Annotated in this window: 23 protein-coding genes and 2 pseudogenes; 13 read left to right on the top strand and 12 right to left on the bottom strand. The window is 71.0% G+C overall.

What is annotated here, in order from left to right; genetic code table 11:
• Positions 1-8: 8 nt before the first annotated feature.
• Genes F7R91_RS03525 through F7R91_RS03540 form a run of 4 tightly spaced genes read left to right on the top strand, consistent with a single transcriptional unit; the run spans position 9 to position 4,738 of the window.
• Positions 9-965 (top strand): respiratory chain complex I subunit 1 family protein, encoded by a 957-nt coding sequence (locus tag F7R91_RS03525; protein ID WP_150944337.1) that lies wholly within the window; start codon positions 9-11, stop codon positions 963-965.
• Positions 962-1,681, top strand: a complete 720-nt coding sequence (locus F7R91_RS03530) for a hypothetical protein (protein ID WP_150944339.1) — start codon at positions 962-964, stop codon at positions 1,679-1,681. Before F7R91_RS03525 ends, F7R91_RS03530 begins: the two co-directional genes overlap by 4 nt.
• Positions 1,681-3,249, top strand: coding sequence for a proton-conducting transporter transmembrane domain-containing protein (locus F7R91_RS03535; protein ID WP_150944341.1), 1,569 nt, complete (start codon positions 1,681-1,683; stop codon positions 3,247-3,249). Before F7R91_RS03530 ends, F7R91_RS03535 begins: the two co-directional genes overlap by 1 nt.
• 4 nt (positions 3,250-3,253) lie before the next feature.
• Positions 3,254-4,738: a hydrogenase large subunit gene (locus tag F7R91_RS03540; protein WP_150944343.1), complete on the top strand. Its 1,485-nt coding sequence runs from the start codon at positions 3,254-3,256 to the stop codon at positions 4,736-4,738.
• A gap of 46 nt (positions 4,739-4,784) precedes the next feature.
• Here the strand turns inward: F7R91_RS03540 and F7R91_RS03545 are convergent, their stop codons facing one another.
• The 3 genes from F7R91_RS03545 to sqr are packed head-to-tail and all read right to left on the bottom strand — an operon-like array spanning position 4,785 to position 6,865.
• Entirely contained in the window at positions 4,785-5,258 is a 474-nt protein-coding gene (locus F7R91_RS03545) for a DsrE/DsrF/DrsH-like family protein (protein WP_150944344.1), read from the bottom strand.
• A gap of 14 nt (positions 5,259-5,272) precedes the next feature.
• Entirely contained in the window at positions 5,273-5,590 is a 318-nt protein-coding gene (locus F7R91_RS03550; RefSeq protein WP_150944346.1) for a TusE/DsrC/DsvC family sulfur relay protein, read from the bottom strand.
• Positions 5,591-5,623: 33 nt separating this feature from the next.
• Positions 5,624-6,865: a type III sulfide quinone reductase, selenoprotein subtype gene (sqr, locus tag F7R91_RS03555; protein WP_150944348.1), complete on the bottom strand. Its 1,242-nt coding sequence runs from the start codon at positions 6,863-6,865 to the stop codon at positions 5,624-5,626.
• 276 nt (positions 6,866-7,141) lie between these two features.
• Here sqr and F7R91_RS03560 point away from each other — a divergent pair, with 276 nt between their 5' ends.
• The 5 genes from F7R91_RS03560 to F7R91_RS03580 all read left to right on the top strand — a co-directional run bounded on the left by F7R91_RS03560 (position 7,142) and on the right by F7R91_RS03580 (position 10,546).
• Positions 7,142-7,594, top strand: a complete 453-nt coding sequence (locus F7R91_RS03560; protein ID WP_150944350.1) for an OsmC family protein — start codon at positions 7,142-7,144, stop codon at positions 7,592-7,594.
• Positions 7,591-9,285: an aminotransferase class V-fold PLP-dependent enzyme gene (locus F7R91_RS03565; RefSeq protein ID WP_150944352.1), complete on the top strand. Its 1,695-nt coding sequence runs from the start codon at positions 7,591-7,593 to the stop codon at positions 9,283-9,285. The genes F7R91_RS03560 and F7R91_RS03565 overlap by 4 nt, the downstream gene beginning before the upstream one ends.
• A gap of 45 nt (positions 9,286-9,330) precedes the next feature.
• Entirely contained in the window at positions 9,331-9,702 is a 372-nt protein-coding gene (trxA, locus tag F7R91_RS03570; protein ID WP_150944354.1) for a thioredoxin, read from the top strand.
• Between the two features lie 68 nt (positions 9,703-9,770).
• Complete coding sequence (locus tag F7R91_RS03575; RefSeq protein ID WP_150944355.1) at positions 9,771-10,058, top strand: metal-sensitive transcriptional regulator; 288 nt, start codon at positions 9,771-9,773, stop codon at positions 10,056-10,058.
• Positions 10,059-10,141: 83 nt separating this feature from the next.
• Positions 10,142-10,546 carry a DUF302 domain-containing protein gene (locus tag F7R91_RS03580; protein ID WP_150944825.1) on the top strand — a complete coding sequence of 135 codons (405 nt, stop codon included), beginning with the start codon at positions 10,142-10,144 and terminating at the stop codon, positions 10,544-10,546.
• 107 nt (positions 10,547-10,653) lie between these two features.
• On the opposite strand, the gene F7R91_RS03585 is transcribed toward F7R91_RS03580, so the two are convergent.
• From F7R91_RS03585 to F7R91_RS03605, 6 genes and pseudogenes are all read right to left on the bottom strand, one after another.
• The gene (locus F7R91_RS03585; protein WP_191971328.1) at positions 10,654-11,070 is read right to left on the bottom strand and encodes an ATP-binding protein; all 417 of its coding nucleotides are present in this window, start codon (positions 11,068-11,070) and stop codon (positions 10,654-10,656) included.
• A 56-nt stretch (positions 11,071-11,126) separates the two neighbouring features.
• Positions 11,127-11,276 carry a hypothetical protein gene (locus F7R91_RS41825; protein ID WP_191971353.1) on the bottom strand — a complete coding sequence of 50 codons (150 nt, stop codon included), beginning with the start codon at positions 11,274-11,276 and terminating at the stop codon, positions 11,127-11,129.
• 5 nt (positions 11,277-11,281) lie between these two features.
• The gene (locus F7R91_RS03590) at positions 11,282-11,464 is read right to left on the bottom strand and encodes a hypothetical protein (protein WP_150944357.1); all 183 of its coding nucleotides are present in this window, start codon (positions 11,462-11,464) and stop codon (positions 11,282-11,284) included.
• Positions 11,465-11,627: 163 nt separating this feature from the next.
• Entirely contained in the window at positions 11,628-12,053 is a 426-nt protein-coding gene (locus tag F7R91_RS03595; protein ID WP_150944359.1) for a hypothetical protein, read from the bottom strand.
• 70 nt (positions 12,054-12,123) lie between these two features.
• Positions 12,124-12,682 (bottom strand): annotated as a pseudogene (locus tag F7R91_RS03600) (LuxR C-terminal-related transcriptional regulator).
• Positions 12,679-13,020: pseudogene (locus tag F7R91_RS03605) on the bottom strand (sensor histidine kinase); the annotation flags it as partial. The pseudogenes F7R91_RS03600 and F7R91_RS03605, both read right to left, overlap by 4 nt.
• On the opposite strand from F7R91_RS03605, the gene F7R91_RS43980 reads away from it, so the two are divergent.
• Both F7R91_RS43980 and F7R91_RS03610 read left to right on the top strand, forming a co-directional pair.
• Complete coding sequence (locus F7R91_RS43980; RefSeq protein WP_331000527.1) at positions 13,016-13,243, top strand: CBS domain-containing protein; 228 nt, start codon at positions 13,016-13,018, stop codon at positions 13,241-13,243. The pseudogene F7R91_RS03605 and the gene F7R91_RS43980 sit on opposite strands and share 5 nt — an antisense overlap.
• Positions 13,243-13,683: a CBS domain-containing protein gene (locus F7R91_RS03610; RefSeq protein WP_331000528.1), complete on the top strand. Its 441-nt coding sequence runs from the start codon at positions 13,243-13,245 to the stop codon at positions 13,681-13,683. The genes F7R91_RS43980 and F7R91_RS03610 overlap by 1 nt, the downstream gene beginning before the upstream one ends.
• A 27-nt stretch (positions 13,684-13,710) precedes the next feature.
• Here F7R91_RS03610 and F7R91_RS03615 read toward each other — a convergent pair whose 3' ends face one another.
• The 3 genes from F7R91_RS03615 to allB form a co-directional block, all read right to left on the bottom strand.
• Positions 13,711-14,337 (bottom strand): dihydrofolate reductase family protein, encoded by a 627-nt coding sequence (locus F7R91_RS03615; RefSeq protein WP_150944361.1) that lies wholly within the window; start codon positions 14,335-14,337, stop codon positions 13,711-13,713.
• A 110-nt stretch (positions 14,338-14,447) separates the two neighbouring features.
• Positions 14,448-15,563 (bottom strand): allantoicase, encoded by a 1,116-nt coding sequence (gene alc / locus F7R91_RS03620; protein WP_150944363.1) that lies wholly within the window; start codon positions 15,561-15,563, stop codon positions 14,448-14,450.
• Between the two features lie 52 nt (positions 15,564-15,615).
• Positions 15,616-16,953: an allantoinase AllB gene (allB, locus tag F7R91_RS03625; protein WP_150944365.1), complete on the bottom strand. Its 1,338-nt coding sequence runs from the start codon at positions 16,951-16,953 to the stop codon at positions 15,616-15,618.
• A 230-nt stretch (positions 16,954-17,183) separates the two neighbouring features.
• Between allB and F7R91_RS03630 the strand changes: the two genes are divergently transcribed.
• Positions 17,184-17,978: an IclR family transcriptional regulator gene (locus F7R91_RS03630; protein ID WP_150944367.1), complete on the top strand. Its 795-nt coding sequence runs from the start codon at positions 17,184-17,186 to the stop codon at positions 17,976-17,978.
• A gap of 84 nt (positions 17,979-18,062) precedes the next feature.
• Positions 18,063-18,371 carry an antibiotic biosynthesis monooxygenase family protein gene (locus F7R91_RS03635; protein WP_150944369.1) on the top strand — a complete coding sequence of 103 codons (309 nt, stop codon included), beginning with the start codon at positions 18,063-18,065 and terminating at the stop codon, positions 18,369-18,371.
• Positions 18,372-18,383: the final 12 nt, after the last annotated feature.

Genomic DNA, 18,383 nt, shown 5'->3' on the forward strand with positions numbered 1-18,383 from the left:
GCGAACAGATGAGTGCTGTCGGATACGCGGCCGTCGTCGGCCAGATCGTCGTGGTCGGCGCCGGGGCGCCGCTGCTGACCGGGTGGATGCGGCAGGTGCGCGCACGCCTGGAGGGCCGCGCCGGGGCCGGGGTGCTGCAGCCCTGGCGGGACGCCCGCAAGCTCCTGCGCAAGGAACCGATCACCCCCGTCGGGACCGGGCCGGCCTTCCGGGTGGCCCCCGCCCTGCTGGTGGCCACCACCGTGGTCACCGCCGGGCTCGTACCGCTGCTGTCGACCGACACTCCGGTCAGCACGCACGCGGACCTCATCGTCGTGGTGGCGCTGATCGCGCTCGGCACCCTGGCGCTGGCGCTGGCCGGGCTGGACAGCGGCACCGCTTTCGGCGGGATGGGCGCCTCCCGGGAGATGACGGTGGCGGCACTGGTGGAGCCGACGATCCTGCTGTCGGTGTTCGCCCTGTCGATACCGTCGGGCACGACCAACCTCCCGGCCATCGTCGACGGCGCCGTCGACGAACCGGCCCGCCTGGCCTCCCCGGCGGGTCTGCTCGCCACGGCCGCGCTCGCCGTCGCGGTCCTCGCGGAGACCGGACGGATCCCGGTCGACAACCCCTCCACCCACCTCGAACTGACGATGATCCACGAGGCGATGGTGCTGGAGTACGCCGGCCCGGACCTGGCGCTGGTCGAACTCGGCAGCCAGATGCGGCTCACCCTGCTGCTCGGGCTGCTGTCGTCGCTGTTCGTTCCCTGGGGTATCGCCACCGACGTCTCCTGGGCCGCCCTGGCCGTGGCCCTGGTGCTGTTCGCGGCGAAAGTCGCTGTGCTGGGCGCGGTGCTGGCGGCTGCCGAGGTGTTCTGCGCCAAGGTGCGGCTGTTCAGGGTGCCCGAACTGCTCGCCGGTTCCTTCCTGCTGGCGCTGCTCGCGGTGACCGCCTCGTACTTCCTGAGCGGAGCGTCATGAGCAACGGCCTGTACACGCAACTCCTCGACCTGGCCTGCGGCGCCTTCCTGCTGGCGGCCGTGATCGTGCTGTGGCAGCGCGAACTGGCCGCGATCGTACGGGTCTTCGGCCTGCAGGGCATCGCGCTTGCTGCGATCGCCGTCCTGCTCGGCGCGCACGAGGAACGCTGGGACCTGGTGGCCGTGGGGATCGGTATCGGGGTGCTGCGGGCCGGTGTCCTGCCGTACCTGATCCGGCGGGCCCTGGCCGCGCTCACCGCCGCCGAGCCGGCTGAGGCGCCCCGGAGGATCACCGGACGACAACGCGCGCACAGCGAGGAGGTGCGCGAGACACAGCCTCTGATCAACATCACCGCCTCGCTGCTCACCGCGGCCCTCCTGACCCTGCTCGCCTATGCGGCCGCCCGGCCTCTGACCGAGCTGAACCCGACGCCGGCCACCCGCGCCCTGCCCGTCGGTCTGGCCGTGGTCCTGATCGGCTTCTTCGTCCTGGTCACCCGCAGACGGGCGCTCGCCCAGGTGGTCGGCTTCCTGCTGCTGGACAACGGCATCACCGCCACCGCGTTCCTGGCCACCTCCGGAGTGCCGCTGATCGTCGAACTCGGCGTGTCCTTCGACGTACTGCTGGCGGTCCTGGTGCTGCAGATCCTCACCACCCGCATGCGGGAGGCGTTCGGCACCACCGACATCGACGACCTGCGGGAGCTGCACGACTGATGAGTCCCACCGCTTCCGCCCTGCTGCTGACCGCACCCGCCGCCACACCCCTGGTGATCGCCGCGGCGTACGCACTGACCGGGCTGCGTACCCGACGTCCCGCCCCTGTTCCGGCGCCGGTCACCGCGAAGGGACCGGTCCTGGTCGCCGAGGCTCCCGCCGTCCAGGAAGCCCCCGCGCGGCGTCCGGCGGACTGGGCCGGTCTCCTCTCGCCCGTCGTGATCCTGCTCTGCGGGAGTCTCTTGGCGGCGGCCGTCGTCGACGACGGCCCGCGCACGGCGTACTCCGGGCTGCTGCGCGCAGACGCGCTGACCGCCTGGATGCTCCTGGTCGTCGGCGCCGTCGCCGTGGTCGCCTGCGGCTCGGCACCGGCGTACCTGTCGGGTGAACGGGCCGCCGGGCGGGCGGACGCCGGGACCGTGTGGCGCTACCACGCCCTGGTCCAGGCGTTCCTGGCCGCCATGTGTCTGGCCGTGGTGACGGCCGACCTCGGCGTGCTGTGGGTCGCCGTCGAGGCCACCACGATCGTCACCGCCTTCCTCGTCGGCCACCGCCACACCCGCACCTCCGTGGAAGCCGCCTGGAAGTACGTGGTGATCTGCTCGGCCGGCATCGCGCTCGCCTTCCTCGGCACCGTGCTGATCTACTACGCGGCCCGGCAGGCCGGCATCGGCGAGGCGTGGGCACTGGACTGGCCCACCCTCGTCGCCCGCGCCGACCGCCTCGACCCGGCGGTCACCCGGCTCGGGATCACCCTCGTCGTCCTCGGCTTCGGCGCCAAGGCCGGCCTCGTCCCGCTGCACGCCTGGCTGCCCGACGCCCACAGTCAGGCCCCCGCGCCGGTGTCCGCGCTGATGTCCGGGGTGCTGCTGTCGGTCGCCTTCGCCGCCGTCCTGCGCTACCGGGTCATCGCCGACGCCGCGCTCGGCCCCGGCTTCACCCGCGTCCTGCTGGCCGGGATCGCCCTGCTCACCCTCGCGCTCGCCGCCGGGCTGCTGCTCGCCCAGCGCGACTACAAACGCATGCTCGCCTATTCGTCCATGGAGCACATGAGCCTGATCGCCCTGGCCGCGGCGATCGGCAGCCCGCTCGCCCTGTCCGCCGCGCTGCTCCACATCGCCGGGCACGGGCTGGCCAAGTCGGTCGCGTTCTGCGCCTCCGGCCGGATCCTGCAGATCGTCGGCACCACGCGCATCGGACGCGTCCGTGGCCTCCTCGCCCGGGCCCCTTTGCTCGCGGGAGCATTCGCAGGCGCAGTCGTGGCGCTGATGGCCTTCCCGCCCTTCAGCCTCTTCGCCTCCGAACTGGGCATCGCCCGGGCCGGCTTCGCCGCCGGACAGCGCCTCGGCTGGGTCACCGCAGTGGCCCTGCTGCTCGTGCTGATCGCCTTCGCCGCACTCGCCGCCCGAACCGCCCGGATGCTGCTGGGGCCGGGTGCACCGACCGAGGAGAACCCCTCCGCCCTCTGGCCCCTGGCACTGGGCCTGGCCGCCTGCGCCGCCCTGGGCGTGACCACCGGCCCGCTCACCGACCTGCTGCACGCCGCCACCCGGGCGATCGGAGGCTGAAGCGATGCGCACCACGTACGACATCGACGTCACCGAACTCCCGCTGCGAGCCGCGGAACTGCTGACCGGCGGCCACCGGCTCGCGCTCGTCGCCGCTCACCACGACGAGTCCGGCCCGCGCGTGGTGTATCTGTTCGTGGCCGGCCCGCCCGACACCCGAACCGAACTCCACGTCCGCCTCGACCCCGGCCGGCCCGAGGTCCCCACGCTCGCCCATCTCTCGTTCCCCGCAGGCCGGTTCGAGCGCGAGATGCGCGACCTCTTCGGCATCGTCCCCCTCGACCACCCGCTGCCCCGCCGTCTCGTACGGCACTTCCACTGGCCGCGCGGCTGGTACCCGATGCGCCCCGACGCCGGACCACCGCCGCCCTTCGGCGAGCAGGAGGGGCCGTATCCCTTCCTGGAGGTCGAAGGGGACGGCGTGTACGAGATCCCGGTCGGCCCGGTACACGCCGGCCTGATCGAACCCGGCCACTTCCGCTTCTCCGTCGTCGGCGAGACCATCCTCAAACTCAAGGCTCGCCTGTGGTTCGTCCACAAGGGCATCGAGAAACTCTTCCACGGCCGCTCGATCGCCGCAGGGCTCCCGCTCGCCGAACGCATCAGCGGCGACACCGCCGTCGGCCACGCCCTCGCCTACTGTCTTGCCGTCGAGGAGGCCAACGGCACCGAAGTACCCACCGAGGCGCAGCGCGCCCGCGCGATGCTCCTCGAACTGGAGCGCCTCCACAACCACGTCGCCGATCTCGGCATGCTGTGCAACGACGTCGGCCACGGCATCCTCAACGCCCACGCGCAGCGGGTGCGCGAACAACTCCTGCGCCTCAACGCCGAAGTCACCGGGCACCGGCTGCTGCGCGGCGGCGTCGTCCCCGGCGGCGCGGCCCTGCACGCGTTGCCCGATCGAGCCTGGCTGAAGGCGGTCGGCGAGGACATCCGGGAGATCACCGACCTCGCTCTCGGCCACTCCACCGTCCACGACCGCTTCACCGGGACCGCGATCCTGCGCACCGATGCTGCCCGCACCATCGGCTGCCTCGGCTACGTGGCCCGGGCCAGCGGTCTGGCGGACGATGCCCGCATCGCTCACCCCTTCACGCCGTACGACGAGGCCGGACTCACCGTTCCCGTCCACGACACCGGCGACGTTCTGGCCCGCTTCCTGGTCCGCGCGGAGGAGATCGACGTGTCGCTGGCCCTGATCAAGCACTTCGCGGAGGGGCTGTCGGCCCCCATGGCCGTGCTGGCGCCTGCGCCGACGTCCGGAGCGGGCCCCCGCACCGGGGTGGGCCTCGTGGAGGGCTGGCGCGGCTCCATGGCCACCCGCGTCGAACTCGCCCCCGACGGCACCCTGACCCGGGTCAAGCCCGTCGACCCGTCCTTCTTCAACTGGCCTGCCCTGCCGGTGGCGTTGGCGGACACGATCGTTCCGGACTTCCCCCTGACCAACAAGAGCTTCAACCTCTCCTACGCGGGCAACGACCTGTAGCGTCTCCCGCACCCCATGGCGCAGGCCGGATCCGGTGCCGGTCGGCTCACGTGTAGATGATCTGACCGCCGGCCGCGTGCTCGTAGAACTCCCCGACCGTGATGATCCCCTGGACCTGCTCGACGAGGTCGTCCTTGTCGAGCTCGAAGAGGTCCACGGACGCCTTGCAGGCGTAGATGCCGGCGCCGGTGTCGGCGATCATCTCGATGAACTCGGGGATCGGCGGGATGCCGAGCTTGTCCATCTTGCGTTCCATGGCGCGGGTGATCAGATCCGGGACGCCCGGAATGCCGCCCAGCAGCGTCGGCAGGTGCAGGCCCGGGTTGCCGACGGTGGCCAGCTTGATGTGCTCCCAGCGCTTCTTCGTGATCGCGTCCAGGCCGAAGAAGGTGAAGAACAACTCGGCCTCGATCCCCTCGGCGCGGGCGCCGTTGGCCATGATCAGGGCGGGGTAGATCCCTTCCAGGGACCCCTTGGAGACGATGATCGAGACCTTCTCGATCGTGACGGTGTCGGCCATGACGGACACGCTCCTCAGATGCAGCCGCGGGGCTTGGGAATGCCGGCGATCTTCGCGGCGGTCTTCGCCGGTCCCTTGGGAAACAGCTGGTAGAGCTCCTTGACGCTGACGCCGGAGGTCTTGCCCAGCACCCGGACGGTGGGGCCGGTGCCCTGGGCCGCGTACTGCGCGCGCAGGAAGCGGATGACCGTCCAGTGCCGGTCGGTCAGTTCACCGATCCCCTGCTCGCGGGCGAGTTGCTCGGCCATCGGCTCGGTCCACCGGCCGGGGTCGGTGAAGAAGCCTTCGTCGTCGACGGGGACGGCGGTGCCGGCATAGGTGGCGGTGGGCATGGCGGGTCCTCTCCCCTGGGCGGACACGTGCACTCAGTCGGACACGTGGTGCTTGCCGTGCTCGGGCATCGCCGAGCCGATGCCGGGCAAACCTCGGCCGGGCAGCAGGCTGTGCCAGTACAGCCACTCGAAGGCGAGCTTGCCGAGGTGGTTGGCGTGCGACTCCTTCAGCAGCGGCAGGCCCACCGCGGTCGGGAAGTGGCCGGGCAGTGGCTCGGTGGCGTAGTTGAAGTCGATGAGCAGCGCCTTGTGGAAGCCGGTCTCCACAAAGCAGTTGGCGTGCCCGTCGAAGGAGGCGTCCAGCGGCTTGCCGTCCAGGAAGCGGCCGATGTTGTGCACCAGCACCTCGCCCTCGAAGTGCGCCACCGAACCGGCCTTGGACGCGGACAGGCCCGCGGCGTCCCCGATCGCGAACACCTCGGGACGATCAGGATGCTGGAGGCTGTGCGGGTCGACGGGGACGAAGCCGAGCTCATCACCCAGGCCCTCGGAACGGCCCACGTACTCCGCGCCGCCGTGCAGGGGCACGACGACCGCCAGATCGAAGGGCACCTCGCGCTCGTCGTACGACACCAGCCGGCCCCCGACACCGTCGACCTCGCCGAGCGTGAACTCGGTGACCAGTTCGACGCCCTTGTCCTTGAGCAGCCCGCCCAGCGCCTTCGCCGCCACCGGCTTGGTGAACGCCCCGTCCAGCGGGGTGACATAGGTGAGGTGGACCTTGTCGCGGATACCGCACCGCTGGAAGTACCAGTCGGCGAGGAAGGCGAACTCCAGTGGCGCCACGGGGCACTTGACCGGCAGATCCGCCACGTCGATCACCACGCGGCCGCCGTCGAAGCGCTCCAGCGCGTGGTGCAGATAGACGGCGCCAGGCAGGTCGTAGAAGGTGAAGACCTTCTCGCCCCAGCCGGGACCGGTCAGCCCCTCGGTCTCCTCCGGCAGCAGCGTCGCTCCCGTGGCGACCACGAGGACGTCGTACGTCAGCCGGATGCCACCGGCGAGGTGCACGACCCGTGCGTCCAGGTCGACCCGCTCGATCCGCGCCTGCTTGTAGTCGACGGCCGCGTCCAACTGCCGGGGACGGGACCGCACGAGATGGTGCGGCTGGGCGAGCCCGAACGGCACGAACAGCAGGCCGGGCTGGTACAGGTGGTCGTCGTCCTGGTCGACGACCGTGATCCGGCACTCGTGCCGGTCGTACGTGCGACGCAGGCGGTTGGCCGTCATGGTGCCGGCGGTGCCGCCGCCGAGAATCACGATGTGTTTGCCCATGTCCCCACTGTCGTACGGGAGATGACCGCCGGGCAGGGGCCGCTGGTCCCCACCCAGGTACCCACCCGGGTATGTCTTCGACCGGGCCCACCGGCCCCGGGACCCATGGGCCCGCCATGAACGCCCTGATAAAATACCCGGCAGGGTATATCATCGGGAGACCAGACACGAGGGCCGAACGGTCCCCGGCGCACCCCGTCGGCCCCTCACCCCGCCCCCGCACGCTGCGGTCGACTGGATTCCGGAGCAGCCGACACCAGCGAGAAGGGCCCGGCCATGACCGGCAGCACACCGCAGACCCTCAAGCCGAACCGTCCCCCGTCCATGGACGTGCATCGTCTGGAGGTCACCCACGTCGACCAGGACGCCTACACAGTGGACGTCCGCGGACACCGCCTCCAGGTCGACCAGCCCACCGAGGCGGGCGGCACGGACACCGCACCCACCCCCACCGAGCTGTTCGCGGCCTCCCTGGCCACCTGTGTGGCGTTCTACGCGGGTCGCTACCTCCACCGGCACGGCCTGCCCCGCGCCGGACTGCGCGTCCGTACGGAGTTCGTCATGGCCACCGACCGCCCGGCGCGTGTCGCCTCCCTGCGCCTCGTGATCGTCCCGCCGCCGGAGCTGCCCGAGCAGCGCCGGGCGGCTCTGCTGGCCGTCGCCTCGCACTGCACGGTCCACAACACCCTCCGCCGGCCACCCGAGATCGACATCGAGCTGGAGCCATGAGTACGACCTCGGCGCCGACCGCGCCGGCCTTGCTGGAACGGATCCGCGGCGGCCTGATCGGGGACGACGAGGTCCTGGACGGGCCCTACGGCCCCAAGCGGATCGTCTACGCCGACTACACCGCCTCCGGCCGCTCCCTGGACTTCGTCGAGGACTTCGTCCGCGAGCAGGTGCTGCCGCGCTACGGCAACACCCACACGGAGAGCTCCAGCACCGGGTTGCAGACGACCCTGCTGCGCGAGGACGCCCGCCGGATCATCCGCGACGCGGTCGGCGGCACCGAGGACGATCTGGTGATCTTCTGCGGTTCGGGGGCCACCTCCGCGGTCAACAAGCTGGTCGGCATCCTTCAGCTGCGCCGCCCGGACCGGCCGCCGCCGGACGAGCGGCCGGTGGTGTTCGTGGGCCCCTACGAGCACCACTCCAACGAGCTGCCCTGGCGCGAGTCCGTCGCCGACGTCGTGGTGATCGACGAGGATCCAGACGGCCACATCGACCTCGCCCGGCTCGAAGCGGGACTACGGCGGTACGCCGACCGGCCGCTGCGCATCGGCAGCTTCTCCGCCGCCTCCAACGTCACCGGCATCCTGACCGACACCGACCGCATCGCCCGTCTGCTGCACGCGTACGGCGCCCTGTCCTTCTGGGACTACGCGGCGGCGGCACCGTACATCCCGATCCGGACGGCCCCGAGCGCTCCGGGCGCCGGGGACCACAAGGACGCGCTGTTCCTCTCCCCGCACAAGTTCGTCGGCGGCCCGCAGAGCCCGGGCGTGCTCGTCGTACGGCGCGAGCTGGTGCACAACCCGGTGCCCACCGCGCCCGGCGGCGGCACGGTCGCCTTCGTCGATCCCCTCGGCCACCGCTACCTCGACGACCCGGTCGCCCGCGAGGAGGGCGGCACCCCGGCGATCGTCGAATCCATCCGGGCCGGGCTCGCCTTCGCCCTCAAACAGGCCGTCGGCACCGACACCATCCAGGCCGCCGAGGAACGCCACTGGCGGCGGGTGCTCACGGACTGGGACCACAACCCCGGCATCGAGATCCTCGGCAACCACCACGCCCGCCGCCTGTCCATCGTCTCCTTCCGCATCCGCCACGGCGAGCACGCCTATCTGCACCACAACTACGTCGTGGCCCTGCTCAACGACCTCTTCGGCATCCAGGCCCGGGGCGGCTGCTCCTGCGCGGGTCCCTACGGCCACCGCCTGCTGGCCATCGACGCCGCAACCTCCCACGCCCTGCTCGACGAGGTCGTGCACGGCTGCGACGGCATCAAGCCCGGCTGGATCCGCGTCAACTTCAACTACTTCATCAGCGACACCGTCCGCGACTATCTCATCGACGCCGTCGACCTCATCGCCCGGCAGGGCCACCGGCTTCTGCCCGACTACCGCTTCGACCCGCACACCGGACAGTGGCACCACCGCCACGGTCCCGCCGAGCCACCGCTGCGGCTGACCGACGTGCAGTACACGGCCGAGGGGCGGATCACCGCCCCGGCGCCCCGCCACCGCCGGCTGGGCGAGGAGGCGCTGACCGGTCAACTCGACCGCGCCCGCGAGGTGCTGGCCGCTCGTCCCGACCGCCTCGACGACGGCCCCACCGGGCTGCCGGCCGACTTCGAGCGCATGCGCTGGTTCCCACTGCCTCCCGTGTGCCTGGAACAAGAACGGCCCGGCGCCGGTTGAACCCTGCAGATACCCCACCGGGTATACGAGAGGAGAAGGGAACCCATGCCGACCGTCGAACTGACCAAGGACAACTTCGAGGAGACCGTCACCGGTTCGGAGATCATGCTGATCGACTTCTGGGCGGCCTGGTGCGGACCGTGCCGCATGTTCGGCCCCGTCTACGAGAAGGCGGCCGAGCGCCACCCGGACATCGTCTTCGGCAAGGTCGACACCGAGGCACAGCCCGAAATCGCAGGCGCCTTCCGGATCTCGTCCATCCCCACACTGATGGCCGTCCGCGACCGGACCGTCCTGTACGCCCAGTCCGGCGCCCTGCCCCCGCAGGCGCTGGAGGAGCTCATCGGCAAGATCCGGGCCGTCGACATGGAGGACGTACGCCGGAAGGCCGCAGCGGGCTCGACGGGAGCGAACTGAGGGATCGGGGCACCCCGTCCCGAACCGGGACGTACAGTACCCCTAGGGGTATTTTCCGAGGAGTGATCGTGGAACTGGAGCTTGAGGGTGCGGACCTGAAGGCCGTGCTGAACCGGCTGCGCCGGGCACAGGGTCAGATCTCCGGCGTGATCCGGATGATCGAGGAGGGGCGCGACTGCGCGGACGTCGTCACACAGCTCGCCGCCGCCTCACGCGCGCTGGACCGCGCCGGTTTCGCGATCATCGCGACGGGCCTGCAGCAGTGCGTGACCGACCTCGAGTCCGGCCGAAAGAACGGCGAGGACCCGGAGGCGATGCGCGCCCGCCTGGAGAAGCTGTTCCTGTCCCTGGCGTGATCATGTCTCGCGGCCTGCACCTCGCACGCGACCGGACACCCGCCCAGCGCCACGCGAGCCGATCAGAAGGGCAGACCACCGCCATGCGCTACGACCGCACCGTCCACCTCGCCACCGACTTCGCCACCGCCGTGGCCCGCACCCGCGACGCGCTCGCCGCACAGGGCTTCGGCATCCTCACCGAGATCGACGTCACCGCCACCCTCAAGGCCAAGCTCGACCACGACATGGAGGACTACGTCATCCTCGGCGCCTGCAACCCACCCCTCGCCCACCGCGCCCTGGAGACCGACCGCACCATCGGCCTGCTGCTGCCGTGCAATGTGGTCGTCCGCCGCGACGGCGACCGCACCGCCGTACAGGCCCTCGACCCGAACACGATGGTCGCCCTCACCGAACTCGACGCCCTGCGCCCGGTCGCCGAGGAGGCCACCCAGCGCCTGGACGCCGCCCTCGCCGCCCTCGCGTCGGCCGACACGACCGGCTGACGGCGCGCCGTATGCGGTCGCCGCGGCGGAAGCTCTGGCTCTCCGCATCCCGGCCCCGCTTCGCCGCTCACCGAGTCCCTTCCCTTCCTGCGTCCTGCCGTGCGTACTTACAAGGGGATCTCGAACCGGACGAGGACGACCTTGCCCTCGTGGTCCACAGCCGGCTCGGCACTCAGGTCCCCGTCGTAGTCGGAGGCCAGCTCGGCCACCATCCTCAGCCCGGCGCCCATGCCCTCCAGGGTGAGATCCGGCAGACGCGGCTCGGCGTCCGCGACGCTGACCACCAGTTGGTCGCCCGAGACGGTCATCCCCACGTCCGTCAGCGGCGAGCGCGGGGCGTGCCGCAGCACGTTGGTGACCAGCTCGCTGACCACGAGCAGCACCGCGTCCGCAAAGGCGGACTCGGGGGCGATACCGGCCTCGGCGAAGTGCCCGGCCACCGCCTCCCGGGCCTCGCGTACGGCATCCGGACCCACGCGCACCGAGGCGACGTGCCGCCGCACCGGAGGCGGAACATGCTCCATGTGCGCGGCCGGTCGACCGCGGTGCCAGGGCATCCGGAACCGGCGGGCTCCGCCGGTCACAGCGCTGATTTCGTACGGTGCGGTTCGTAGAGCAGGTCCTGCCGCCCGGCCGGCAGCGCCGACAGGATCCGGCGGGCCGCGCCGAGCAGTTCGACGATGTCGTCGCCGGCCAACTCCGCCTTCGCCTCGTACAGCGGCATCGGCATGCCGATCACCCCTCTGCCGTCCCCGTCGCCTCGACGTCGAGCCCATGCCGCCGCGCCAGCCGCACCGCGTCGTCCAGCTCGTCCTGCGCCACAGCCACCTCATACGCGTCAGCGGCCTTCAAGGCCGCCGTCAGACCGGCCCGCGCCGCGCGGACGCGCGCCAGCAGCGCGTTGGCGACCTCGCTCATGGGGACCTCCGGACGATGGATCTTCTAGGGAACACGGCAACTAGCCAATTGAAGAACTCTTCAATTGTAGGAGGCGAGGAGCCACGGCAGACGCCGCGGCACCTGGCTGTCGGCGGCGGAGCCGTCTTGGCGGGAATGCACGTGATGTGTCTTCCGGCCTCGGTCAGGAGCCGCGGGGTGTGTCGTCCGGCTCTGCCATCGTGATGCGGCGGTAGGCGGCGCGGGCATGGACGAGCCGCGCCAGCACGGTGCCACCAAGGGCGGCCGCACACAGGCAGGTGAGCCAGAACATGTCACGGCTGCCAGCCCACGTGAGAACGCCCGCGGGCGGGACCGCGAAGCCGTTGAGCATCAGCCAGCACAGGACAGCCGTACCCGGGGCCGCGGTGAAGCGTGCCCCGAGGCTCAGCAGGGCCGACAGCAACGACAGTGCTGTCAGGGCGAGTTCGGGCCGATCAGTACCCACGAGCGAGTTGAGGAGTGCGACGACCACCAGGGCCCCGCCGAAGGCCGCGGCCCATACCAAGGGGGTGGCGACCCGACGGGGGACGGGCCTCGCGCCGGAACTGAGAGACTCCCACTCGATCATGCCAACGGCTCCTTCCGGTCCTTGCGGATTCTCCCACCGGACCGTCGACCAACCTCCCCGGACAGAAGACCTACGGCTCGATGAGGCCGACTCGGATTGCGTAGCGGGTGAGTTCCAGGCGGTCGCGCAGGCCGAGTTTCTGGAGGAGGTTGGCGCGATGGCGTTCGACCGTCTTGACGCTGATCACGAGGAGGGAGGCGATCTCCTTGGACGTGTGTCCTTCGGCGACGAGTTTGAGGATTTCCTCTTCGCGTTCGGTGATGGGCCGCGCGGGCAGCCGGTCGCCGGTTCTGACGCGATCGAGGTAGGTGCGGATGAGGGTGGACTCGGCGCCGGGGTAGATGAAGGGTTCGTCCCGCAGGGCGGCACGGCAGGCTTCGACGAGGTCCCGGTCGGCGACGGACTTCGGAACGTAGCCGGAGGCTCCCGCCTTGAGCGCTTCGAAGAAGTACTGCTCGTTGTCGTACATCGTCAGCATCAGGATGCGCAGGCCGGGGCGGATGCGGGAGAGTTCACGGGCGGCCTGCAGACCGGTCCGGCGGGGCAGGCTCGGCATCCAGGATGAGGCGGACGCCACCGCGGACCAGGGCGTGGTCGTCGGCGAGCAGGACGCGGGCCGGGGCAGTCATCGCACGGTCTCCTGGAGGCGGTGGTCTGCTGTGCTGCCGGTGACGTGCAGGCGTATCTCGGTCCCGCCCTGCGGGCCTTGGCCGATGGAGAGGTCGGCGCCGATGAGGAGGGCGCGTTCCCGCATCCCGCTGATGCCGGCGCCTTCGGGCGCTGCCCCGATTCCCCGGCCGTTGTCGCGGACCAGGAGTGCCACCCGGGCGTCCGGCAGAGCGCGCAGGTGGACTTCGACCCGTGTGGCACGGGCGTGGCGTGCGGTGTTGGTGAGCCCTTCCTGGGCAATGCGGTAGAGGACGAGTTCGGTGGCCGGGTCGAGCGGTGGCAGGCCGGGGGTGATGTGCGCGGTCGTCGCCCACCTCCTCCACCAGCACCGCATCAGCGGCCTTCCCGTCGTCGACGCCCACGAGAGGGTCGTCGGCGTCATCTCCGAAACGGATCTTCTGGCCGTCAGGTCGAGGCCGACGACCCCTATGGTCCTCCCCGCCGCTTCCACTGGCCCCGCATCAGCTCCACCTCACGACAGCGCAGGGCCAAGGCCCGAGCTCGGACCGCAGGGCAGTTGATGTCCCGTCCCGTCGTCACGGTCGGCGCCGACGCCGGCATCGCGGAGGCCGCCCGCGCCATGGCCAGGCATCACGTCGAGCGCCTGCCGGTGGTGGACGATGAACAACGGCTCGTGGGTATCGTCACCCGCCACGACCTCCTGCAGATATTCCTGCGGACGGACCACGACATACGCCACGACATCATCGACGAAGTCCTCGTCCGGACCTTGTCCTTGCTCCCGCATGCCGTCGACATCACGGTGCAGGACGGCGTGGTGACCCTGGCCGGACAGCTCGAGTGCCGCACCGAAATCGAGATCGCCGTCAGCGCGACCCGCCAGATCGACGGCGTGGTTGCCGTCGACAACCGACTCACCTTCCGCCTCAACGACGCGCAGGTGCGGCTCAACGAGCAAGCCCCGCACGGTGTGGCGGACGAATGGCTGCGCCAACTCTGAGCAGATCCACGACAGTTGACGGGCGGCTCAGGCGTCCTCGGGGAGCTCGTACGACCCGTACTCCGGGCGTCCGGCCGGGTCGTACGACTGGATGGAGACGCCCGCCGCGGTGATCCGGCCGCCGGTGTGCCGGAAGGCGGTCGGTACGGCGCCCACCTCGAACAGGCGGCGCCCGGCGCCCAGCACGACCGGGAACGTCAGCAGATGGACCGTGTCGACGAGGTCCAGGGCCAGCAGGGACTGCGCGAGGGCGCCGCTGCCGTGCACCTGGAGTTCGCCGTCGGTGCGCTCCTTGAGGGCGGTGACCTCCTTGGCGAGGTCGCCGCCGATCACGGTGGTGCCGGCCCATTCCGGGTCGGTGAGGGTCGAGGAGACGACGTACTTCGGCAGGGAGTTCAGTTTCGAGGCGACCGGGTCGCCGGGATCGGTGATCTTCGGCCAGTACGAGGCGAAGATCTCGTACGTGAAGCGGCCCAGGAGGAAGGCGCCGACGCGGTCGAAGACCTCGGTGATGAACCGGCCGAAGTCCTCGTCGCCGTACGGGACGACCCAGCCGCCCTGCTCGAAGCCGTCACGGGTGTCCTCCCGCGGGCCGCCCGGGGCCTGGTAGACGCCGTCGAGGGTGACGAAGGTGGTGAGCACGAGCTTGCCCATGAGGGTGCCTGCCTTCCGGGGACGGGTCTGCTGTCATCAGTTCAGACCCCGGCGGCACCCGCAACTCATCGGTGGGCGTCGAACGCCGGACGGGCTGGTCGGCCCCGGCCTCAGCCGCCCAGTTCCTGGTGCCGGGCCGCCAGGCTGCTCGCGCCGTCCTCGGTCAGCGAGCCGTGCAGCCGCAGCCGGGAGATTCCGCCGTCCGGGAAGATGTCCACGCGTGCGTGTGTGCCCACCGCGGGGGCGGGGAGCACGAAGCGGTGGTTGGTGTCGGGCTGGAGGCGGGTGCGCGGAAGGATCTCCGTCCATGCGGCGGCCTCGCCGTCCTTGACGGAGACCGACGCCCACCCGGCGCTGTTGCCCTTGAGGCAGGCCGTGTCGATCTCGATCGCGCGGATCAGGGACTGGGCGGCCAGCCGGTACCGGATCCAGTCGTTGCCCCGGTCACGGCGGCGGCGGGTCTCCCAGCCGTCGTCCATCGTGCGGGAGCGGCCGGGCTGGATGGTGTTGGTGGCCGGCGAGTAGAAGAGGTCGGAGGCGTCCTCGACACGGCCGCCGTGCTCCAGGGCGACCACGTCGAAGGTGCCGAGCACCGCCAGCCACTCCGGGTCCGCGGCGACCTCGCCGTACACGCGCAGCCGCGCGATGCCGCCGTCGGGGTGCTGGTTGACGCGCAGATGGGTGAAGCGTTGCTCCACCGCCACGGAGAAACCGTTCGCCGCGTGGCCGCCCACCGGTGTGCGCGGGACCAGCGTCGTCCACTTCACATCGTCCCCGAGGAGTTCCGCGGGCGACGGGGTGCCGGGCACCGAGGTGCCCTCGACGGACACCGCCTGCGGGTAGTTGCCGCGGAAGTGGGCCGTGTCCACGACGATCCCGCGGATCACACCGGGCGCGCCGAGGCGGACCAGCGCCCAGTCGTGGTCCTCGGCGGCCGGCCAGGGGTGCTCGGCGGAGGCACCGCGGCGGCGCCGGGTCTCCCAGCCGTCCATGATCTTGCCCTTGTGCCCGAAGTGCTCGGGGTCGAACTCGGCGCGTTCGGGCACCAGCAGGTTCTCCCGCTGGGCGAAGAACTCGTCGTTGGCGGCGATGACGGAGGCGCCGAGCCGCCGGTCGGCGAGGTCGGCGTACCGGGTGAAGGGGAAGTCGGCGGTGCGGTAGTCCGCGTACGGGTCACCGCCTCCGTAGGGGTTCGCGTCGCCGGTGAAGCTGTCGGTCGCCGTCACGGTGATCAGGTCTGCCTTTCGGGAGTCGGCCGCCGCGGGTGCGGGGCGGGAATCAGGGGGTACGGGTGAGGAGCCGGCCCTTCGGTTGGGTGAACTCGCCGTCCGCCAGGATGCGTTCGCCGCGCAGCCAGGTGGACTTCACGATGCCGTACAGGGTCCTGCCGGCGTACGCCGTCACCCGGTTGCGGTGCTGGAGTGCCGCCGGGTCCACGGTGAACGTCTCGTCGGGCGCGAGGACGGCGAAGTCGGCGTCGCGGCCGGCCTCGATGGCGCCCTTCCGGTCGAGGCCCACGAGGGCGGCCGTACGGGCGGACATCCACCGGATGACGTCCTCCAGCCCGTGGCCCCGTCCGCGCGCCTCGGTCCACACCGCCGCCAGGCTCAGCTGGAGGCCGGAGATACCGCCCCATGCGGTGGCGAAGTCGTCCGTCTTCAGATCGGCCGTCGACGGCGAGTGGTCGGTGACCACGCAGTCGATGGTGCCGTCGGCCAGCGCCTGCCACAGCAGGTCCTGGTTGACGGCCTCGCGGATGGGCGGACAGCACTTGAACTCGCTGGCGCCGTCCGGGACTTCCTCGGCCCTCAGGGTCAGATAGTGCGGGCAGGTCTCCACCGTGATCCGGACACCCTCCGCCTTGGCGGCGGCGATCAGCGGCAGCGCGTCGGACGAGGAGAGATGGAGGACGTGCACGCGCGCGTCGAGGCGCTTCGCCTGGGCGACGAGCTCGGCGATCGCGGTGTCCTCGGCGTCGCGCGGGCGGGAGGCGAGGAAGTCGGCGTATCGCGGGCCGCCCCGCTGCGGGGCGGCTTCGAGGCGGTGCGGGTTCTCGGCGTGCACGATCAGCAGGCCGCCGAAGGAGGCGATCTCGGCCAGTGAAAGGGTCAGCTGTTCCTGGTCGAGGTGCGGGAACTCGTCCACGCCGGACGGCGACAGGAACGCCTTGAAGCCGAAGACTCCGGCCTCGTGCAGCGGGCGCAGGTCCTTCACGTTGTCCGGCAGCGCACCGCCCCAGAAGCCGACGTCGATGTGAGCCTTGCCGGCGGCGACGGCCTGCTTCGTCCGGAGGTGGCCGACCGTCGTGGTGGGCGGGAGGGAGTTGAGGGGCATGTCGACGAGCGTGGTGATGCCGCCGGCGGCCGCCGCGCGGGTGGCGGTCCAGAAGCCCTCCCACTCGGTGCGGCCGGGGTCGTTGACGTGCACATGGGTGTCGACCAGGCCGGGCAGCAGAACGTCGCCGCCGAGGTCCTCCAGCCGGGCACCCTCGGGCAGCGGTGCGTCGTACGGCAGTACGGCGGTGATCGCTCCCCCGGTCACCGCGACGGACGCGGCGCGCGTCCCCTCGGGCGTGATGACACGCGTCGAGCGCAGCACCAGTTCAGCGTCGGACACCCGAGCCCCTTCCGCCCCACAGAATTCAACGTTCTGTTGAAGGAGTCTTCCCTCCCGCCCCCCGACCGTCAAGAGGCACACTCCCCAGGGTGCGCTCGATGCGCACACTCTGGACGTTTCCACAGAGCGGAATTAGACTTCCGACAAACAGAACGTAGCTGTGCACCAGCAGGGAGTCAACCGACCGACGGGTAGGCTGCTGCCCTCCGCCCGCCCGAAAGGAACGCGCCGTGCCGACGTCCAGCGCCAGCACCTCCGGCTCCGCCAAGTCCGCCGGCGGCGTCCAGTCCCTCGAGCGCGCCTTCGACCTGCTCGAACGGATGGCGGACGCGGGCGGCGAGGTCGGACTGAGCGAGCTCTCCGCGAGCAGCGGGCTGCCACTGCCCACCATCCACCGCCTCATGCGGACGCTCGTCGTCTGCGGGTACGTCCGCCAGCAGCCCAACCGCCGCTACGCGCTCGGCCCCCGGCTGATCCGGCTCGGCGAGTCGGCGTCCAAGCTGCTCGGCACCTGGGCCCGCCCCTACCTCGCCCGCCTGGTCGAGGAGACCGGCGAGACGGCGAACATGGCGCTGCTGGACGGGGACGAGATCGTGTACGTGGCGCAGGTGCCGTCCAAGCACTCGATGCGCATGTTCACCGAGGTCGGCCGGCGCGTGCTGCCGCACTCCACGGGCGTGGGCAAGGCCCTGCTCGCGAACACCCCGGACGACGAGGTGCGCGCCCTGCTCGCCCGTACGGGGATGCCGGCCGCGACGGAGAAGACGATCACCACGCCCGAGGGCTTCCTCGCGGCCCTGGAGGACGTACGGCACAGCGGGTACGCGGTCGACGACAACGAGCAGGAGATCGGCGTGCGGTGCCTCGCGGTGTCGGTGCCCGACTCCCCCACCGCGGCGGCCATCTCGATCTCCGGCCCGGCGGGCCGGGTCACGGAGTCGGCGACGGACCGTATCGTGCCGGTGCTCCAGCAGGTGGCGGCGGAACTCTCGCAGGCACTGACCAGCACGGGGCCGGCGGCGTAGGGCCCGACCGCCTCCGGGAGCGGGGGCGGAGGGCCGGGCCTAGCCTGAGAGCGGGGGGACCCCCAGCGGAACGAGGTGTCCGTCATGCTCCAGGAGAACAAGCACTGGTCCTCGGGAAGATGGCAGGTCAAAGAGGGAAACGCCGAGGAGTTCATCGACCGCTGGCGCGACTTCCTCACCTGGACCAAAGGGGCGCACAAGGGGTTCCTCGGCGCCCGTCTGATCCGGGACCTCAGAAACCCGAACACCTTCGTGTCCTTCGCCGCCTGGCAGGACCTCGACTCGATGCGCACCTGGCAGGGCTCGCCCGAGTTCACCGAGCGCTTCAGTGACGTCTACGACCTGTGCGAGGACATGCAGAGCGGCGGGTACGAGCTGGCCTGCGAGATCTGAGTCCCGGCACCG

It is taken from the genome of Streptomyces luteolifulvus (assembly GCF_008806595.1).
Taxonomy (GTDB): domain Bacteria; phylum Actinomycetota; class Actinomycetes; order Streptomycetales; family Streptomycetaceae; genus Streptomyces; species Streptomyces luteolifulvus.

Excerpts from the sequence above, each read along its gene's own strand:
- F7R91_RS03560 (WP_150944350.1), top strand. The coding sequence starts at position 7,142 with ATGACCGGCAGCACACCGCAGACCCTCAAGCCGAACCGTCCCCCGTCC.
- F7R91_RS03565 (WP_150944352.1), top strand. The coding sequence starts at position 7,591 with ATGAGTACGACCTCGGCGCCGACCGCGCCGGCCTTGCTGGAACGGATC.
- F7R91_RS41825 (WP_191971353.1), bottom strand. The coding sequence starts at position 11,276 with ATGCCGATGCCGCTGTACGAGGCGAAGGCGGAGTTGGCCGGCGACGAC.
- F7R91_RS03545 (WP_150944344.1), bottom strand. The coding sequence starts at position 5,258 with ATGGCCGACACCGTCACGATCGAGAAGGTCTCGATCATCGTCTCCAAG.
- F7R91_RS03580 (WP_150944825.1), top strand. The coding sequence starts at position 10,142 with ATGCGCTACGACCGCACCGTCCACCTCGCCACCGACTTCGCCACCGCC.
- F7R91_RS03550 (WP_150944346.1), bottom strand. The coding sequence starts at position 5,590 with ATGCCCACCGCCACCTATGCCGGCACCGCCGTCCCCGTCGACGACGAA.
- F7R91_RS03540 (WP_150944343.1), top strand. The coding sequence starts at position 3,254 with ATGCGCACCACGTACGACATCGACGTCACCGAACTCCCGCTGCGAGCC.
- F7R91_RS03615 (WP_150944361.1), bottom strand. The coding sequence starts at position 14,337 with ATGGGCAAGCTCGTGCTCACCACCTTCGTCACCCTCGACGGCGTCTAC.
- F7R91_RS03525 (WP_150944337.1), top strand. The coding sequence starts at position 9 with ATGAGTGCTGTCGGATACGCGGCCGTCGTCGGCCAGATCGTCGTGGTC.
- sqr (WP_150944348.1), bottom strand. The coding sequence starts at position 6,865 with ATGGGCAAACACATCGTGATTCTCGGCGGCGGCACCGCCGGCACCATG.
- F7R91_RS03610 (WP_331000528.1), top strand. The coding sequence starts at position 13,243 with ATGTCCCGTCCCGTCGTCACGGTCGGCGCCGACGCCGGCATCGCGGAG.
- F7R91_RS03535 (WP_150944341.1), top strand. The coding sequence starts at position 1,681 with ATGAGTCCCACCGCTTCCGCCCTGCTGCTGACCGCACCCGCCGCCACA.
- F7R91_RS03530 (WP_150944339.1), top strand. The coding sequence starts at position 962 with ATGAGCAACGGCCTGTACACGCAACTCCTCGACCTGGCCTGCGGCGCC.
- trxA (WP_150944354.1), top strand. The coding sequence starts at position 9,331 with ATGCCGACCGTCGAACTGACCAAGGACAACTTCGAGGAGACCGTCACC.
- F7R91_RS03585 (WP_191971328.1), bottom strand. The coding sequence starts at position 11,070 with ATGGAGCATGTTCCGCCTCCGGTGCGGCGGCACGTCGCCTCGGTGCGC.
- F7R91_RS03595 (WP_150944359.1), bottom strand. The coding sequence starts at position 12,053 with ATGATCGAGTGGGAGTCTCTCAGTTCCGGCGCGAGGCCCGTCCCCCGT.
- F7R91_RS43980 (WP_331000527.1), top strand. The coding sequence starts at position 13,016 with ATGTGCGCGGTCGTCGCCCACCTCCTCCACCAGCACCGCATCAGCGGC.
- F7R91_RS03635 (WP_150944369.1), top strand. The coding sequence starts at position 18,063 with ATGCTCCAGGAGAACAAGCACTGGTCCTCGGGAAGATGGCAGGTCAAA.
- F7R91_RS03590 (WP_150944357.1), bottom strand. The coding sequence starts at position 11,464 with ATGAGCGAGGTCGCCAACGCGCTGCTGGCGCGCGTCCGCGCGGCGCGG.